This is a genomic window from Nonomuraea composti (genome assembly GCF_012034275.1).
Classification (GTDB): Bacteria; Actinomycetota; Actinomycetes; order Streptosporangiales; family Streptosporangiaceae; genus Nonomuraea; species Nonomuraea composti.
Genome location: NZ_JAATEP010000054.1, coordinates 29,593 through 44,483 on the forward strand (window position 1 = coordinate 29,593; position 14,891 = coordinate 44,483).

A 14,891-nucleotide genomic window follows, 5' to 3' on the forward strand; every position below is an offset into this window, starting at 1 on the left:
CCCGGCCGCGCGCGGCGGCAGACTGGCGCACAGGGTCAGATCCCCGAGAAGGGCAGTGATGTGCCGATGCTCGACGTGTTCGACAGGTGCCGGCTCCACGACGACGTCCAGCCCGTCACCGAGATGGGCGCCTACCCCTACTACCACCCCGCCGAGGAGCGGCTGGCCGACGGGCGCGTCCGCGTCCACGGGCGCGTGCTCGTCTCCGTCGGCTCCAACGACTACCTCGGCCTGTCCGCCGACCCCCGCCTGAAGGACGCCGCCTGCCGGGCCGTCCGGTCACTGGGCACCGGCACCTCCGGGTCCCGCATGGCCAACGGGTCGCTCACCCTGCACGAGACGCTGGAAGGCCGGCTCGCCACGTTCCTCGGCCAGGAGTCGGCCATGGTCACCCCCACCGGCTTCCTCGCCAACCTCGTGCTCAGCGCCCTGGTGGGGCCACGCGACACCGTACTGGCCGACCAGCTCATCCACGCCTCTCTCATCGACGCCGTCCGGCTCGCCCGCGCCCGCCTGCGCCGCTACCGGCACAACGACCTCGACCGGCTGGAGCACCTGCTGCGGGAGTGCGACCCCGCCGGAGGCGCGCTGATCCTCACCGAAGGCATGTTCTCCACCACCGGAACGCTCTGCGACCTGCCCGGCACCGCCGCCCTCGCCCGCCGCCACGGCGTCCGCCTCATCCTGGACGGCGCCCACGACATCGGCCTCATCGGCCCCGGCGGGCGCGGCGCCGCCGAGCACTACGGGCTCGGCTCGGCGGTGGACCTGCACACGCTCGCCTTCTCCAAATGCTTCGGTACGACCGGCGGCGCCGTCGCGGGCCCCGAACAGATCATCCTCTACCTGCGCCACCAGGCCCGCTCCATGGTGTACTCGGCGGCGCTCTCCCCGGCGAGCACCGCTGCCGCGCTGGCCGCCCTCGACATCATCGAGCACGAGCCGGAACGCCGCCACCGCGCCCTGGCCGCCGCCGCCCGGCTCCGCGCCGACCTCACCGGGCTGGGATACGAGACGGGCGACTCGCCCACCACCATCATCCCCGTCCACGTCGGGGACCTCGTGCTGTGCTGCCGGCTGTGGCGGGAGCTGTTCGACGAAGGCGTCTTCACCACCGCCATGGTGCCGCCCGCCGTCCCCGACGGGCAGGCGCTCATCCGCGTCAGCACCACCGCCCTGCACACCGACCCGCAGCTCGACCAGGTCGCCGCCGCCTTCGCCGCGGCCGGCCGCCGCCTCGGGCTCATCCCCTGACCGCCCCTACACGAGGACGACCAGCGTCACCACCACGAGAACCGTCAGCAGGGCCAGCATCGCCACGATCACCAGCCACCTCGGATCCAGCCAGCCCGACCGCGCAGGCCGCGACGGGGCGTCGGGGTCGAGGAGGGCCCGCAGGAACGGGTTGATCTGGGCCTCCGGCAGCAACGCCTCCAGCACGGGGATCAGGCGCGGCAGCCGCGCACGCACCTCGGCCGGCTGCCGCCTGGCCGCATAGGTGCGCAGCTCGTGCAGGATCGCGGTGACGTCCTTGGCGGAGGTGGCCTGGGTCAGGTCGGTGCAGAGCATCTCGAACACATCCTGCTCCGCATACCGCCGCCCACCCACCCCACCTCCCGCCGCGCTCCCAGGACCGCCGCCCGCCGCACTGCCTGCCCCGCTCGCGGGACCGCCGCCCGCCGAGCTGGCCGCCGCGCCGCCTGCCGCGCTTCCGGGGGCGCCGCCGGGCCCGCTGCGTGTGGCGACGCCCGACGCGCCGCCCGGCAGCCCGCCCGCCGCACCGCCTGGCGCGCTGGCCGCCGCGCTGCCGGAGCGGGCCTCGCGTCCGGAGCGTAGGTCTGCGGTGTGCGCATCCGCGCTGGTGTGCGCGTCCGGGTGAGGGTGCGGGTCCGTGGGGCCGGGCGCGGGCGCCTCGTGCGTGGTTCCGGCGGGCCGCTGCTGGGCGCCCGGCACCTGGCCCGCCGCTCGTGGCCGTTGCAGCTTCGCCGTCTGCCCAGCGACGTGCGTGCCCGGCGCCTGCGCGGAGGCGGCCGGCGAAGGGGGCGGGCCGGGGGCGGTCCCGTACGGTGGGGGAGGTTCGACCTGGACGGCCACCACCGCGGTCGAGTCGTTCGTGACGGAGGCGAGCCGCCGCAGCCGCTCCTCCAGCGGCGTCCGGTCGGTGATCCCCAGCTGCTTGACCAGCCCCACGAGCCGATCCTGCGCGTACGCGTCCACGAGCACGGCCGCGATCGAGGCGTACGTGTCGTCCTGGTCGGGCAGCCGGGAGTCGACCCTGGTGCGGTGGGAGCTCTGGGAGGACGGCCCCGGCCACTGCCGCAGGAAGATGATCTCGGCGCCTGGCTTGAGGTCGTCGCTCTCGTACGTCGAGAACGTCTCGGGGTAGTGCCCGAGCGCGTAGTCGAGGATGTCGACCAGCCCCCAGAGCTGCACGATCGGGTTCCCGCCGGAGGCGACGGACAGGGGCGTGCCGGGGCGGCGCAGGCATTCGGCGACGATGGGGGCGAGGGCCGGCGCGGCGGCCCTGGACTCCCGGTCGAGCGCGGCGCGCGCGCTGTCGTACGAGCTGATCAGCTTGCCGAGGTCGAGCGGTTCGTCGCCGTCGGGCAGCCGGGCGGCCCAGCCGGAGGCGAGGGCGAGGGTCTGGCGCACGTTCGGCATGGCCATGGGATGGGTGGCGGCGCCGCCGAGGTAGGCATGGACGCGGATGGTGCGCCGGCTGTCGGCGCCGCCGGTGCGGGTGCGGGCGAGCACGACGACGCGGCCGTCCACGAGGAGCCGGCAGAGGCTGACGCCCGGCTCGGGCCCGGGGTCGAGCCAGGGTCCGAGCTGGTGGTACCAGCCTGCGGTCCGTTCCAGGGAGGTGCGTCCCGGCCCGAGCCCGCCGTGCTGCTCGTCCCATGCGAACTGGATCCAGTCGACGCTGGCGTAACGTCCCATCAGAGGCCCACCTCCGGGTAGCCGCGCAGGACGCCGGTCATGGCGAACAGCGAGATGAGGGGTTCGAGGACGCGGCGGGGCCGCACGCCGCGCCGGTAGCGGCCCTCGGTGGCGGCGGCTCCGGTCGCGGAGACGAAGTGCAGGGTGCACTTGCGGCATTTGTCGTAGGGGCTGAGCCACGCCTGCGCGCCGCGCCGGTGCAGGTAGGCGTAGACGTCGCGGCTCTCGCGCAGGACGGCCGCCGGGTCGAGCCGGTCGGGTTCGGCGTACAGCCACGTGTCGACGGGGGCCTGGAAGCGTACCGCGTCGCTCTTGGTGACGGCGATGGCGGCGGGGATGTCGAGCCGCCCGCCGGTCTTGGGCAGCCGGTCGAGGACGGCGCGGAACGACTCGTCGCCCATCCGGGCGGATTTGGTGGCGGCGTCGATGACGAACAGCAGCCCGCCGATGGCGGGCACGAACCTGGTGGCCTCGTGGGTGGCGCTGCGCAGCAGCTCGCCGGCGATGTCGAAGAAGGCGACAGCGGTGGTGTGCTGCCCGTCGTTGACGAGCAGCGCGTCGACGGGCTCGGCGGTGGCCCGATGGGTGGTGCGGTTGAGCGCGACCCGCTCGACGAGGAGGGGCCGCACGTACGAGTTGACGTACTCGGCGTGCCGCTCGATGTCCACGGCGTCGGTGGTCAGCCCGTAGGGCCGCAGCCCGCCCTGCTCGATGGCGCCGATCATGGAGGCCAGCAGGTGGGTCTTGCCCGTCTCGGGCCCGCCGACCAGGCCGATCACGAGGGGGCGGCCGTGCCGGACGTAGGTGTAGGGCAGGTGGTGTTCGAGCCCGGGGTCCGGCAAGGGGGCGGGGCAGCGGACGTGGGCGGCCCGCAGCAGGTCCTCCCGGCGCGGCCCGCTCACGCTGTCGAGGCGGAGCGGCTGGTACTGCCCGGCGGGGGTGCGCTCGTAGAGCTCGTCCTCGCTCCAGGCGAACTCGTGCAGGCAGATGGGGCAGAGGATCACCGGGTCACCACCCAGAGGACGACGAGCAGGGCGAGCAGGACGGCCAGCGGCAGCCAGCGGGCCCACCACGGCAGCGACCTGTCCGGCTCCTCATCGACGGGCACGGGCTGGGTCCGGGTGACCTGCTCGATGACGGGTTCGCGGCGGGCCTCGCGGGCGCGGTCGAAGGCGGCGCGGCCCTCCTCCAGCCCGAGGTCCCGCTCGACGGGCAGCGACTGCATGGGGTCGGGCATCCGCAGCCGCGCCAGCACCTCCTGGGCCGTCGGGGGCGAGCCGGAGAAGACGTCCGCGAGCGGCTGGAGCGCGGGGGTGGCCGACAGGTCGGGCACGCCGGCGATCTCGCGGCCGGTGACCGTACGGTAGATCACCATGCCGGCGCTCCACAGGTCGTCGGCGGTGGAGGCGACGCCCTCGCCGGAGCGTTGCGCGGGGGAGGCGTAGGGCGCCTCGCCCATGCGCAGCCGGCGGGTGCCGGCCAGGGTGGCGTGGCTGAGGTCGGTGAGCTGCACGGTGGTGCCGTCCCAGCGCACGGTGGCCGGCTCGATGCGCCGGTGCACGATGTCGCAGGCCGACAGGATGCGCACGGCGCGGAACAGGCTCGCCTGCAGCGTGCGCTGCTCGCTGATCAGCAGCGCGCCGAACCAGCGGCTGACCGGCTCGCCCCGGTAGTCGTACAGCAGCACGAACGGCTCCTCCTCGTCCAGGCTGAAACCGATGAGGCGGGGCAGCTCGGGCGGGTAGGAGCGGCGCAGCCGGGTCAGCAGCCGGGCGCCCATGCGGGCCTCGTTCTCCAGCAGGTCGTAGAGGTACTCGCGGTCGCGGCCCTCCGCGCGCGGCACCCGCCGCTGCACGAGCCTGGTGCCGGAGGCGAGGTGGGTGATCCGCCGCTCGAACGGGTCCTGCCACGGCTCCGCCTCCACCTCCCAGCGCACCGGGTCGCCTTCGGGGGAGTCGAAGTCCAGAGGCTCAGGCTCCATCACCACTCCAGTTCTCCTCCACCGTCCCGGGACGCAGCGGCACCAGGCGAAGGGTGCCGGCGTACTGGCCCGACCGGGTCCACACCACTCCGGACGGGTTCCCCTGGCCGCGTACGGCCCTGGGCGCGAACCGCACCGCGTACGCCTGCCGCAGCAGCAGCGACAGGTCCCGGTCGCCGCACAGCTGCAGCATCTGCCCGCCGGGCGGGGCCTGCAAGGCGCGCACGACCTGCTGCGACTGCCGCCACACGGCGTCCACCAGCTCCTGGCGGCCGGCGTCGGCGGTGCCGAACTCGGGCTTCTCCTGCACGCCCCGGTGCGCCAGGTGGTAGCGGTACTGGCGCAGCGTCTCGTCGACCCGCCGCTCCAGCCCCGTCTGCACGTCGCGGTAGTCGCCGTGCTCCAGCGCCGGCCAGCCGGGGTCGAGCCAGCCGGTCACCGCGTCGAGCAGGTCGCCGGTGATGACCTCGCGCAGCTGGCCGCCGCGGTCGCGCAGCCGCACGGTGACCTCCTCGTCCAGGGCCGGGCTGGCGGCGGCCTGCCCGGCCTCGGTCCGGCTCCATTCGGTGAGCGTCGCCGACACCTGCGCGCAGATCTCGGCCAGCGCCGCCGCGACCGTGCGGGCCGCGTCGGAGGTGTGCACGCGGGCCTGGCCCAGCGCCCACTCGCTGGCGGCGACCCGTTCAAGCAGGGAGCGCAGCTCGTCGAGCGCGGTCCTGGCCGGGCCGAGCGCCAGCTGCTCGCGCCACGACGCCCGCGAGCGCCGCCAGAACACGAAGCGGTTGAGCAGCCCCGGGGGGAACTCGGCGGGCGCGTGCAGCTCGTTGAGCAGCTCGTCGGGGCACCTGCGGGCGCAGCCGGGGACGAACGCGGCGCTGCCGATCGGCGCGCTCTGGTCGGCCAGCAGGCGCAGCCGCGCGACCAGCCGCGCCAGGCTCTTGCGCTCGGCCAGCGCCGACTCGACGTCGGCGCGCAGCTCGGCGACGATCTCGGCGTGCCCCATGCCGGCCGGGGCGGCGAACTTGACGCCGTTGGCGGCCAGCACGTCGGCGGCGTCCTCGTCGCTGTGGTCGACGTCGGCGAACAGCCGCGCGACGGCGTCGCGGAACTCGGCCAGCGCCCGGCCCGCGGCGATCACGTCGTCCACGACGGCCGCCCGGGCCGGGGCGGTGCTGAAGTAGCCGAGGTCGTCGAGCGACCGGCCGGCGCGGTCGAGCCGGTCGCGGGCCTGCCGGTAGAGCCGGTCCATCCGGCCGCCGGGGACGAGCGCGTCGAGCAGGTCGGCGGGCAGGTCCGCGCTGCCGCTGAGCACCGGCAGCGCGGTGGCCAGCGGCGAGCCGAAGACCGCGGTGTCCTGCTGGACCGGCCCGGCGAAGCGGTCGGCCACGTCGGTGAACGCCTGCGCGAGCACCTCGGGGTCGATCCGGCCCGCCACGATCCGCCAGCCGGGCGAGGCGGTGCCGTACGGGACCTCGCCCAGCTCGTTGACCACCTGGTCGAACACCTCGGGCTGGCAGAGCAGGTCGATGAGGATGGCCTCGGAGCTGACCCCGGGCCCGTGCGCGGCCTCGCCGGTGTCGGCGTTCCACAGGATGCCGCACGGGTCGCCCACCCACAGCACCCGGCGGCTCTCGCCGCTCAGCGCCGGCGGCAGGCGCGGCTCGGGGCCGAGCGCCACCACGAGCACCGACCTGACCAGGCGCGAGCTGAGGATGGCCTGGAGCGCCTGCTGCCCGCCGGCCAGCCGGTCGGTGTCGGTCACCACCAGGACCCGGGGCCCGAGCCTGGACACCTCCTCCTTGCGGAGGTCGATCACCACGACCATGCTCACTCCCCGGTGAGCGCGTCCAGGTCGCGCAGGTTGTAGGCGACGGCCTCGGCGACCCGTTCGAACGGCAGGTCGAGCGCGGCGGGCAGGGTGCCGGCCCAGAACGAGACGAGCTGGTCGGCCCGGTTGCGCGCCCCCGACGGCAGCTTCGGCATCATGATCTCCAGCAGGCCGAGCTGGTCGGCGGCCATGCCGGTCACCTGGTGGAAGAGCGGGTGGGGGGTGCTGAGCGTGCCCGCCAGGCCCTGCGGCAGGGCGTTCATCAGCTGCTCGCTCACCAGGCCGCGGAACTCCTCGTCGCCGCCGATCACCCACTGCTCGTAGGCCCGCAGGATGCTCGGCCACGAGGACGCCTTGCCGTAGCCGGTCAGCGGCAGCGTCATCGAGCCGCCCGCGACGTCGATGCGGATCCGCTGCGGCGAGCTCGGCTCGCCCTCGACCACGCTGACCTGCCCGTTCCACAGCAGGCAGAGCAGCCGGTGCAGGATGCGGACCCGGTGCTCCTCGGTGGTGGCGAGGTAGCCGAAGTCGTAGCCGAGCCGCTGCCGCCATTTCAGATGGTCTTGCGGCCGCTCGTGCTGCAGGGCGTCGGACCAGCTGTGCAGCACCTCGCGCAGCTCCCGGACCTGGGTGACGCTCATCGAGGTGCGGATCTGCACGACCGTCACCGAGTCGGCGTCGATGTTGCGGAAGTCGGGCGTGCCCGGCAGGTCGATCCGGTCCTTCAGGAACCGCTCCAGCTCGACGTCCTTGGCCGGCGCAGGGTAGGAGACGAGCACCTTCAGATCGCCCGTGCCGTCGGGGGTGAACCCGCCCGGCACCAGGTCGGCCAGCTTGAGCTGGAACTGCCGCACGTGCGGGTCGTCGCCGCCGCCCGTCGCCGCCTGCGCGAGGATGTCGGCCAGCGACGGCAGCAGCGGCTGCTCGCCCAGCAGGGCGGCCTCGTCGCGGTCCCTGAAGAGCTTCTTCACCTCCAGCTTCAGCCGCTCCCGCACCCAGGCCAGCGCGTCGACCGGCTTGCCGGTGCGCCAGGCCACGTCGTACGCGTGCCGCCAGCCCTCCGGCCCGATCAGCGCGTTCACCACGCCCGCCTCGCCGTCGGTCGGCCGCAGGAGCTGCCGGGCGACGAAGACGTCCACGAAGCGGCGCACGACCGCGTCGTAGAACGACTCGGCGCCCGCCGGCGGCAGCAGGTGGTAGACGCCGACGCGGGTCTCGTACAGCTCGCCCGCGCGCCGGGCGAACCGCTCGGGGTCGGCGTCGGCGTGCTCGGCGAACACCTCGGTGAAGTCGCGCACCTCGCGCATGAGCTGCTTGCGCAGCGGCTCCCAGCGCGGCATCTGGTCGGCCCACGCCCGGTGCCAGAGCGCCTGGCTGCGCCACAGGTACCAGGTGTCCTGGTCGTGCAGCGACGCCTGCACCTCCGGGTCGCTCCACTGCACCTTGCGGAGCAGCCGGTCGCGCATCGGCCGCGGCTGCGGCGGCGCCTCCGTCATGTTCTCGTACGGCTTGCGCGGCTGCGCCCTGCGCTGGTCGAGCAGCCCGGCGAAGCCCAGCTTGTCGGCCTCGTGCACGTCGCCGGGCAGCCCCATCACCACCCGGCGCAGCCGGAACGGATCGACGTGGCCGAGCCCCTCCATGGCGCCGCGCCGCACGTCCATGTCCTTGGCCATGGCCGGCACGACCCGGCTGAGCCGGCGTTCCAGGGAGGCCAGGTTGTCCTCCATCGCGCGCAGCCGGTTGGCCAGCGACTTCTGGATCTCCGCCGCGCCGGTCGCGGCGCGGGCCTCGGGCAGCGGCAGCGGCTCGCGCGTGTTGAGCGGCTCGAGGTTGGTGGTGGTGAACATGCGCCGGATCTCCTCCACGTTGCTCTCGGCCGCGCCCGGCGGCACGGCGCCGAGCTGCGTCACCGCGCGGGCCAGCAGCCGCGAGCTGACCAGGTCGGCCAGCTCCTCCACCGGCACGGTCATCGAGGAGACGAACGCCGTGGACACGCCCCGGTTGCCGATGCCGGAGGCGGCCGGCACCTCGCGCTCCACGGCCCGGTTGATGAAGTCGTCGGCGAAGGACGACTCGCCGCGGTCCTCCATGCCGCCGACGGCCTCGCCCGCCGTGCTCGGCCGGGTGCCGGCGAGGGAGACGATCAGCGAGGCGATCGAGCGGTGCAGGTCGTCGCGCTCGACGCCGGGCGGCATCGTGAACAGGAACGCCGTCTGCACCGTGCCGGTCGCCAGGCGCACCTCGCCCTTGCCCGGGTAGCGCACGCCCAGCTCGCCGACGATGCCCTGCTCGTCCACCTGCGTGCCCGCGTGCGGCGCGTTCTGGTCGTCGACCAGCCGGAACAGGTCGAGCAGGCTCGCCCCGGCGTTCAGCCTGGCGCGCCGCCCGCCGCCCTTGCCCTCCACGAACGCCGACGGCATCACGACCAGCGGGTGGATGCGCGCCCTGATGTGGTTGCGGGCGAAGGCGTCGCCGATGAGGTGCAGGTAGTCGTAGAAGATGCCGCTGCCGGTGCCGCCCGCCACGGAGAAGGCCACGAACACGTCGCAGGTGCGCCGCAGCCGGCCGCCCAGCGCGGCCAGCTCGCTGCCGGAGTTGCTGATCGCGCCGATCGCCGTCTCGATGCCGTGCACGACCGGCTCGACGCCCTGGCGCATGCGCTCGAACAGGGCCGCCCTGGCCACCGTCGGGAGCTGCCCGGCGCCCCGCATCAGCGGCGCGACCAGCGGCTCCTGCTCGCGCGGCGGCAGCCAGTCCTTCACGTGGTCGCCCAGCGTGGCCCGCAGGCTGCGCGCCACCTCCGGGTAGGAGTCGAACCGGGGCACCACGTCGTGGATGAGATGCGCCGTGCGGCTCGCCGCCGGCAGCTCCCGCTCGGTCGGCACGACGCGGCGCCGGGTGCGGTTCAGCTCGTCCTCGTTGAGATCGACGTAGACGAACTGCAGGCAGGAGGGCAGCTCGTAGGGCTGGTAGTTCTGCCAGCTGAAGTTCCTGATCAGGTCCATGCCGTCGGGACCGCACAGCTCGTCACGCAGCCAGCGCTCCAGCTCCACCCCGACCCGGCAGCCGGTGCCGCCGAGCCCCACGAACATCATCGGATCGAAGATCCTCATGCATCCCTCACAACAGGTCGTCGCCTGGCATCGGTCGGTGGGTCGTCCTGCTCTGGTACGGCTCCGCGGCTCCGTACGCGGGCTGCTCGGCGCCGCCGCCCCTGGCCCGGCCGTCGTCCACGCCGAGGTACATGCCGTTCGGCAGGGCGATCGGCCGGCCGGGCACGAGCGGGTCGAGCTCCTGGCCCGACGGGTCGCGCACCAGCACCGTGCGGCCCTGGCCGCGCCGCACGGCGTAGCCGCTCCCGTACGTGCGGACCAGCCGGCCGTCGCTGACCTCGAACGTGAACTCGGGCCCCTCGCCCAGCGGCGCCTGCAGCCGGCTGATGTACGGCTCGCCCGGCCGGTCGAACAGGTGCAGCGTCAGCTCGCTCGGATCGGCTGCCCGCCGCCGCGCCCGCCGCCTGGCCAGCAGGAACGGCAGCGCCAGCGCCAGCACCACGAGGATGATCAGCAGGGCCTGGAGGGCCCGCTGCCACAGCGGCGTCGGTGGCTGCACGTCGACGTCCACGAACTCCTCGGCCACGACCTGCCCGGCCGGGTCGAGCACCTGGATCGAGCCGCCCACCGGGCCCCGCCCGGCGTCGGCGGCGACGCGCAGCTCGAAGCCCTGCTCGGAGCTGCCGGTAGCGGCCTGGAGCCGCGGCGCGGAGAGGCTGACGGTGCCGGGCACGTCCACGAGCCGCAGGCCGAGCTGGACGGGCGCGGCGTCGTTGGTGACCCGGACGGTGCCGGCCACCGTGCCGCCCGGCTCGACGGTGACCGCCGGGAGCTCCACCTGGGCCCGCAGGTGGTCGGCCGGCCCGGCGATCCGGGTCGCGTACGGCCGCTCGTCGCCCGCCACGCCGGGCCCGGTCACCTTGCCGACGAAGGCCAGCGCGCCGATGGCGGTGGCCGGGATGACGACCTGGCCGGAGTACTCGCCGTCGCCCTGGGCCCGGTCGGCCCCCTCGCCGGTGTCGCCCAGCTCGACCGGCGCCTCCTGGAAGCCGTCGCCGGACATCCGCGCGCTGAAGCGCAGGCCCGCCAGCGCCTCGGGGTCGGTGATCGTGCCCGTCCTGGTCTGCAGGCGCAGCCGCACGTTCACCTGCTCGCCGGGGCGCGGGCGGGGGTTGCTCAGCGAGATGGACGCCCGCAGCGCGCCCTGCCAGACGACGGTGGCGCTGACCTCCTGCCGGCTGACGCCTGGCGGCGACTTGAGCTGGATGCGCCACTGGCCGGGCAGCGGGTTGCGGATGCGCAGCGACTCGACCGGGCCCGCCTCGCCGGCGGCCTGGAACGTGGACTCCTTCATCTCGCCCTGCTTGGGCACCTGGGCGCCGTCGGGGTCGAAGTAGGTGACCTGGATGCGCTTGTCGCGCTTGACCACCACGATCGAGCCGTCGGTGGCGATGATCGGGATGTTGACGTGCAGGTCGACGGTGGCGCCCGCGTCGAGCGAGTCGCTCACGGACTTCTCGATGCCGGCGCACCTGGCGTAGGCGAACGCCTCCAGCAGCGAGCGCTCCACGTCGGCCGACGTGGCGACGACGCGGGCGGTCGGCGTGGTCGTCTTCTGGTCGCCGCAGGGCTGGGTCCAGCCGCCCGCCGCGAACGCGTCGAGCGCCGACTTGTCGGCGGAGCCGAAGCCGAGCGGCCAGATCTGCACCTGGCTCTGCTTGGCGTCGCCGAGGCTGCGGGTGATCTGCGCCTGGGCGTTGGCGTTGCGGGCCTGCTCGTCGGCGCCGTACTGGGGGCTGCGGCGCACGTCGAGGACGCCGTCGGTCAGCAGGAACACGATCTTGGCGCGCTGCTGGTCGTCGGGCTTGCCCATGATGTCGAGCGCCTGCTCCAGGGCGGCGGCGTGGTCGGTGTCGTTGCCCTCGTCGGTGCCGCGCAGGCGCAGCCGCTCCACGCACCGGCCCAGGGACTCGCGGTCTTGCGCGGTCTCCACCCCGGTCAGCGGGCACACGATGTCGACCGCGGACTGGCCGGGGCCGTTGGAGCTGCCGAAGCCCACCACCGCCACCTGCGACTTCGGTGAGAGCTCGCTGAGCGCGATGAGCTGGGCGGCGGCCCGCTCCCGCTTGACGTCCTGGTCCTTCAGGCTGCCCGACTCGTCGACGAGGATGACGACGCGGACGGGCTTGACGTCGGACGGGGGAGCGGCCTGCGCGGCCGTGGGGAAAAGGGCCGCGGCGGTGGTCACGGTGAGCGCGAAAAGAAACCTGAGGGATGAAGTGACGCGCACAATGCCTCACAGTTGGCGATTTTCTTAACCGCAGAACGGAGAGAAGCCCCGAGAAGTTTCAGCCCTGCTTTGGGTCGCGACGTCTGTCAGATTGTGCGTGTCCGTAATTTCCTGTGTCTGCCCCGCATACAGGGATCCTAAAGGGCGGGTCACGAGCTGAGACGCCCCCGGATGATTCCGGTTGGGCACGCGGTGGTGAGATTCGTGAGGCCGCTGTGTCAGTCCAGCCTGTAAATACCGTTATATGCGCATTTATCGGTAGAAAGGGTCTTGCTCAGCCGCGCGTCCGCTTGGTCAGGACGCGCTTCATGCGGCGGGCCAGCACCGCGCGCACCCCGTCCTGGCCGCGCCGCGCCACATGGAGCTGGCGGCGCAGCGTGCCGACCTCGCGCCGCAGCTCCACGGTGCTCCTGCGCCAGCGGGCCGCCTCCTCCCGCCACTTGGCGACCTGGGCGCGCAGCCGCTCGGCCTCCTTCGCCAGCCGGGCCGCCTCCGCCTCGGCCCGCACCCTCGCCCGGTACGCGGCCCGCCGCCCCACGATCTCGACCGGCTCGTCCCCGAAGCCGTACTCCTCCCCGACGACCCACCGCACCCCGGACACGTCGTCCACGGCGTCGTCGAGCGGCTCGCCGGGGCGGGCGACGAGCCGGGCGCGGGCCAGGGCGGAGACGCGTTCGAGCCGGGCCGCGACGACCCCGCCGGGCGTCTCCGCCAGCAGCACCTGGACCAGGCCGAGCCCTTCGGCGCGGGCCAGATTCAGCAGCCTGGCCACGCTGTCCTCGCCCGGCACCCAGCCCGGCGGCAGGCGCAGCACGAACGGGACGGACGGGTGCACCTCCTCCCGGGTCGCCAGCAGCACCCGGCTCTCGTGCTCGTAGTGCCCGTGCACCAGCACCAGGTCCAGGTTCGGGTCCTGGAGCGGGGCGCGGCGGTCGCGGTCGAGGGTGTCCCACGGGCCGACCAGCACCACGGACAGGTCCGCCACGGTCGAGGCGAGCAGCGCGTCCACGGCCGCGCGCACGGCCTCGTAGCCGGCGGTGCCGTCGAGGACGGCGGTCACGTTCGGCACCTTCCAGCGCCGCGCCGGATGCGTGCGCAGCCACTGGTAGGCCGGGATGCGGTCGGCCACGAACGCGTGGCTGACCCGGTCGATGCGCTGCTGGTCGCGCATGCGCATGGTCGGGCCGAGGTGGTAGGCGCGGGCCCGCGGCTCGGGCACGAACACCGCGCCCGCCTGGTAGAGCCGGAACCCCATCTCGGTGTCCTGGCCGAGGATCAGGTCCTCGTCCATGGGCCCGGCCGCCTCGACGAGGCGGGCGCTGACGGACGTGGCGCCGCCGACGTGCAGGCTGAACGGCCGCACCGGGTTGTTCGTCAGCCCCTCCGTCCGCTCCACCAAGCCGACCAGCCACGCGTGCGGCTCGGCCGGCTCGAACGCCGCCTCCAGGTCGTCCGGCAGGACGGCGGGCAGCGGCGCGGCGGTGAAGCGGATGTACCCGGTGACGGACAGGTACGGCGCGGCGTGGTGCCAGCGCATGTGCGCCTCGACCGCGCCGGGCGTGAGCACGACGTCGGAGTCCAGCCAGTGGATCACGTCGCCGCTGGCCTCGGCCAGCCCGGCGTTGCGGGCCGCCGCCCGGCCCGGCCGCTCGCAGCGCACCAGCCGCGCGGAGGTGCCCGCCGGGAGCCGCAGCGGGGGCGTGCTGCCGTTGTCCACGACGATGATCTCGGTCAGCTCCGCGGGATACGTCTGCCGCGCCAGCCCCTGCAGCACGAGATCCAGCTTGTCCTGCGCGCCGTAGGCCGGGATGATCACGCTGACCCGCAGCTCGGGCGTGAAGTGCTCCGGCGGTCGCAGCACGCGGTAGTCGTTGCCGCGCACGCGCCTCGCGGCACCTTCGACGGACATGCCGGCGCCCCCCGTGAAGATCGGCCCTGATCGGTGAGGGGGCTCACCTTAAGCTCTCTACCTGGGAGAAAGCTGGGTCTCAACGGGGAAATCGACATTTCCGCAGCTCAGACTTGACAGCTTTCACCCAGGAACGCTCCTCGCCGTCACGGGGGCCAGCCAGAGGCCCGCCAGCGCGTCGATGAGGCCGGCGGCCGTGGCGTCCCAGCTCGCGTGCTCGTCGTCCGGCCGCTCGTGCAGGGCCCCCTCGTGCAGGGCCCGCTCGCGCTCGGCCAGGGTGTGCACCACCAGCAGGCGGCTCATGTCGCCGCGCTCCCTGTGCACCTCCTCCGGCAGGTCGGGCAGCAGCCGGAACATGCCCTCCAGCGTGCGCGCCATCGACGGCGTCGCCACCGACTCCTCGACGACGATCTGCCGCAGGGACGGCACCGTGTCGAACTGCGCCAGGCAGCGGGCCCGCCAGCTCGGCACGCCCAGCGCGCCGAGCTGGCCGGTGGCGGGCCGTACCAGGCAGGCGATCCACGCGCGCGGGTCGTCCGGGTCCTTGATCCGCGCCAGCATGCGCGTGCGGCGCTCCTCCGTCACGGCGGTGTGGCGGCGCACGATCGCCCGCACCAGGTCGGCCTTGGTGCCGAAGTGGTAGCCGACGGCGAAGTTGTTCGCCTGGCCCGCCGCCTGGCCGATCTGCCGGTTGGACACCTCGCCCACGCCGTGCTCGGCGAAGAGCCGCTCGGCGGCGTCGAGGATCGCCTCGCGGGTGTCGCGGGAGCGCCCCGCCCTGCCGGGACCGCTGCCGGGAGCGCTGCCGGAACCACTGTCGGAGCCGCTGTCGGGGCCGCGCCGCGGGCCCCGGCCGGGCCGCGTGCGCGCGGTTTCGGTGGAGGACATGC

General features: G+C 74.1%; 9 protein-coding genes. 1 reads left to right on the forward strand and 8 read right to left on the reverse strand.

Annotated elements, in window-relative coordinates:
• The first annotated feature begins 66 nt into the window (after nucleotides 1–66).
• On the forward strand, nucleotides 67–1,254 hold the full coding sequence (locus HCN51_RS46270; protein WP_168018286.1) for an aminotransferase class I/II-fold pyridoxal phosphate-dependent enzyme: 1,188 nt from the start codon (nucleotides 67–69) through the stop codon (nucleotides 1,252–1,254).
• A gap of 6 nt (nucleotides 1,255–1,260) precedes the next feature.
• Here HCN51_RS46270 and HCN51_RS46275 read toward each other — a convergent pair whose 3' ends face one another.
• From HCN51_RS46275 to HCN51_RS46310, 8 genes are all read right to left on the reverse strand, one after another.
• Nucleotides 1,261–2,940 (reverse strand): hypothetical protein, encoded by a 1,680-nt coding sequence (locus tag HCN51_RS46275; protein ID WP_168018287.1) that lies wholly within the window; start codon nucleotides 2,938–2,940, stop codon nucleotides 1,261–1,263.
• Nucleotides 2,940–3,944 carry a hypothetical protein gene (locus HCN51_RS46280; protein WP_168018288.1) on the reverse strand — a complete coding sequence of 335 codons (1,005 nt, stop codon included), beginning with the start codon at nucleotides 3,942–3,944 and terminating at the stop codon, nucleotides 2,940–2,942. Before HCN51_RS46280 ends, HCN51_RS46275 begins: the two co-directional genes overlap by 1 nt.
• Nucleotides 3,941–4,921, reverse strand: coding sequence for a protein kinase family protein (locus tag HCN51_RS46285; RefSeq protein ID WP_168018289.1), 981 nt, complete (start codon nucleotides 4,919–4,921; stop codon nucleotides 3,941–3,943). Before HCN51_RS46285 ends, HCN51_RS46280 begins: the two co-directional genes overlap by 4 nt.
• Entirely contained in the window at nucleotides 4,911–6,746 is a 1,836-nt protein-coding gene (locus HCN51_RS46290) for a hypothetical protein (protein ID WP_168018290.1), read from the reverse strand. The genes HCN51_RS46285 and HCN51_RS46290 overlap by 11 nt, the downstream gene beginning before the upstream one ends.
• Before the next feature lie 2 nt (nucleotides 6,747–6,748).
• The gene (locus HCN51_RS46295; RefSeq protein ID WP_168018291.1) at nucleotides 6,749–9,862 is read right to left on the reverse strand and encodes a tubulin-like doman-containing protein; all 3,114 of its coding nucleotides are present in this window, start codon (nucleotides 9,860–9,862) and stop codon (nucleotides 6,749–6,751) included.
• A gap of 7 nt (nucleotides 9,863–9,869) precedes the next feature.
• On the reverse strand, nucleotides 9,870–12,050 hold the full coding sequence (locus HCN51_RS46300) for a VWA domain-containing protein (RefSeq protein ID WP_168018292.1): 2,181 nt from the start codon (nucleotides 12,048–12,050) through the stop codon (nucleotides 9,870–9,872).
• Between the two features lie 316 nt (nucleotides 12,051–12,366).
• Complete coding sequence (locus tag HCN51_RS46305) at nucleotides 12,367–14,001, reverse strand: glycosyltransferase family 2 protein (protein WP_168018293.1); 1,635 nt, start codon at nucleotides 13,999–14,001, stop codon at nucleotides 12,367–12,369.
• Nucleotides 14,002–14,124: 123 nt separating this feature from the next.
• Complete coding sequence (locus HCN51_RS46310; RefSeq protein ID WP_168018294.1) at nucleotides 14,125–14,889, reverse strand: TetR/AcrR family transcriptional regulator; 765 nt, start codon at nucleotides 14,887–14,889, stop codon at nucleotides 14,125–14,127.
• Nucleotides 14,890–14,891 lie beyond the last annotated feature (2 nt).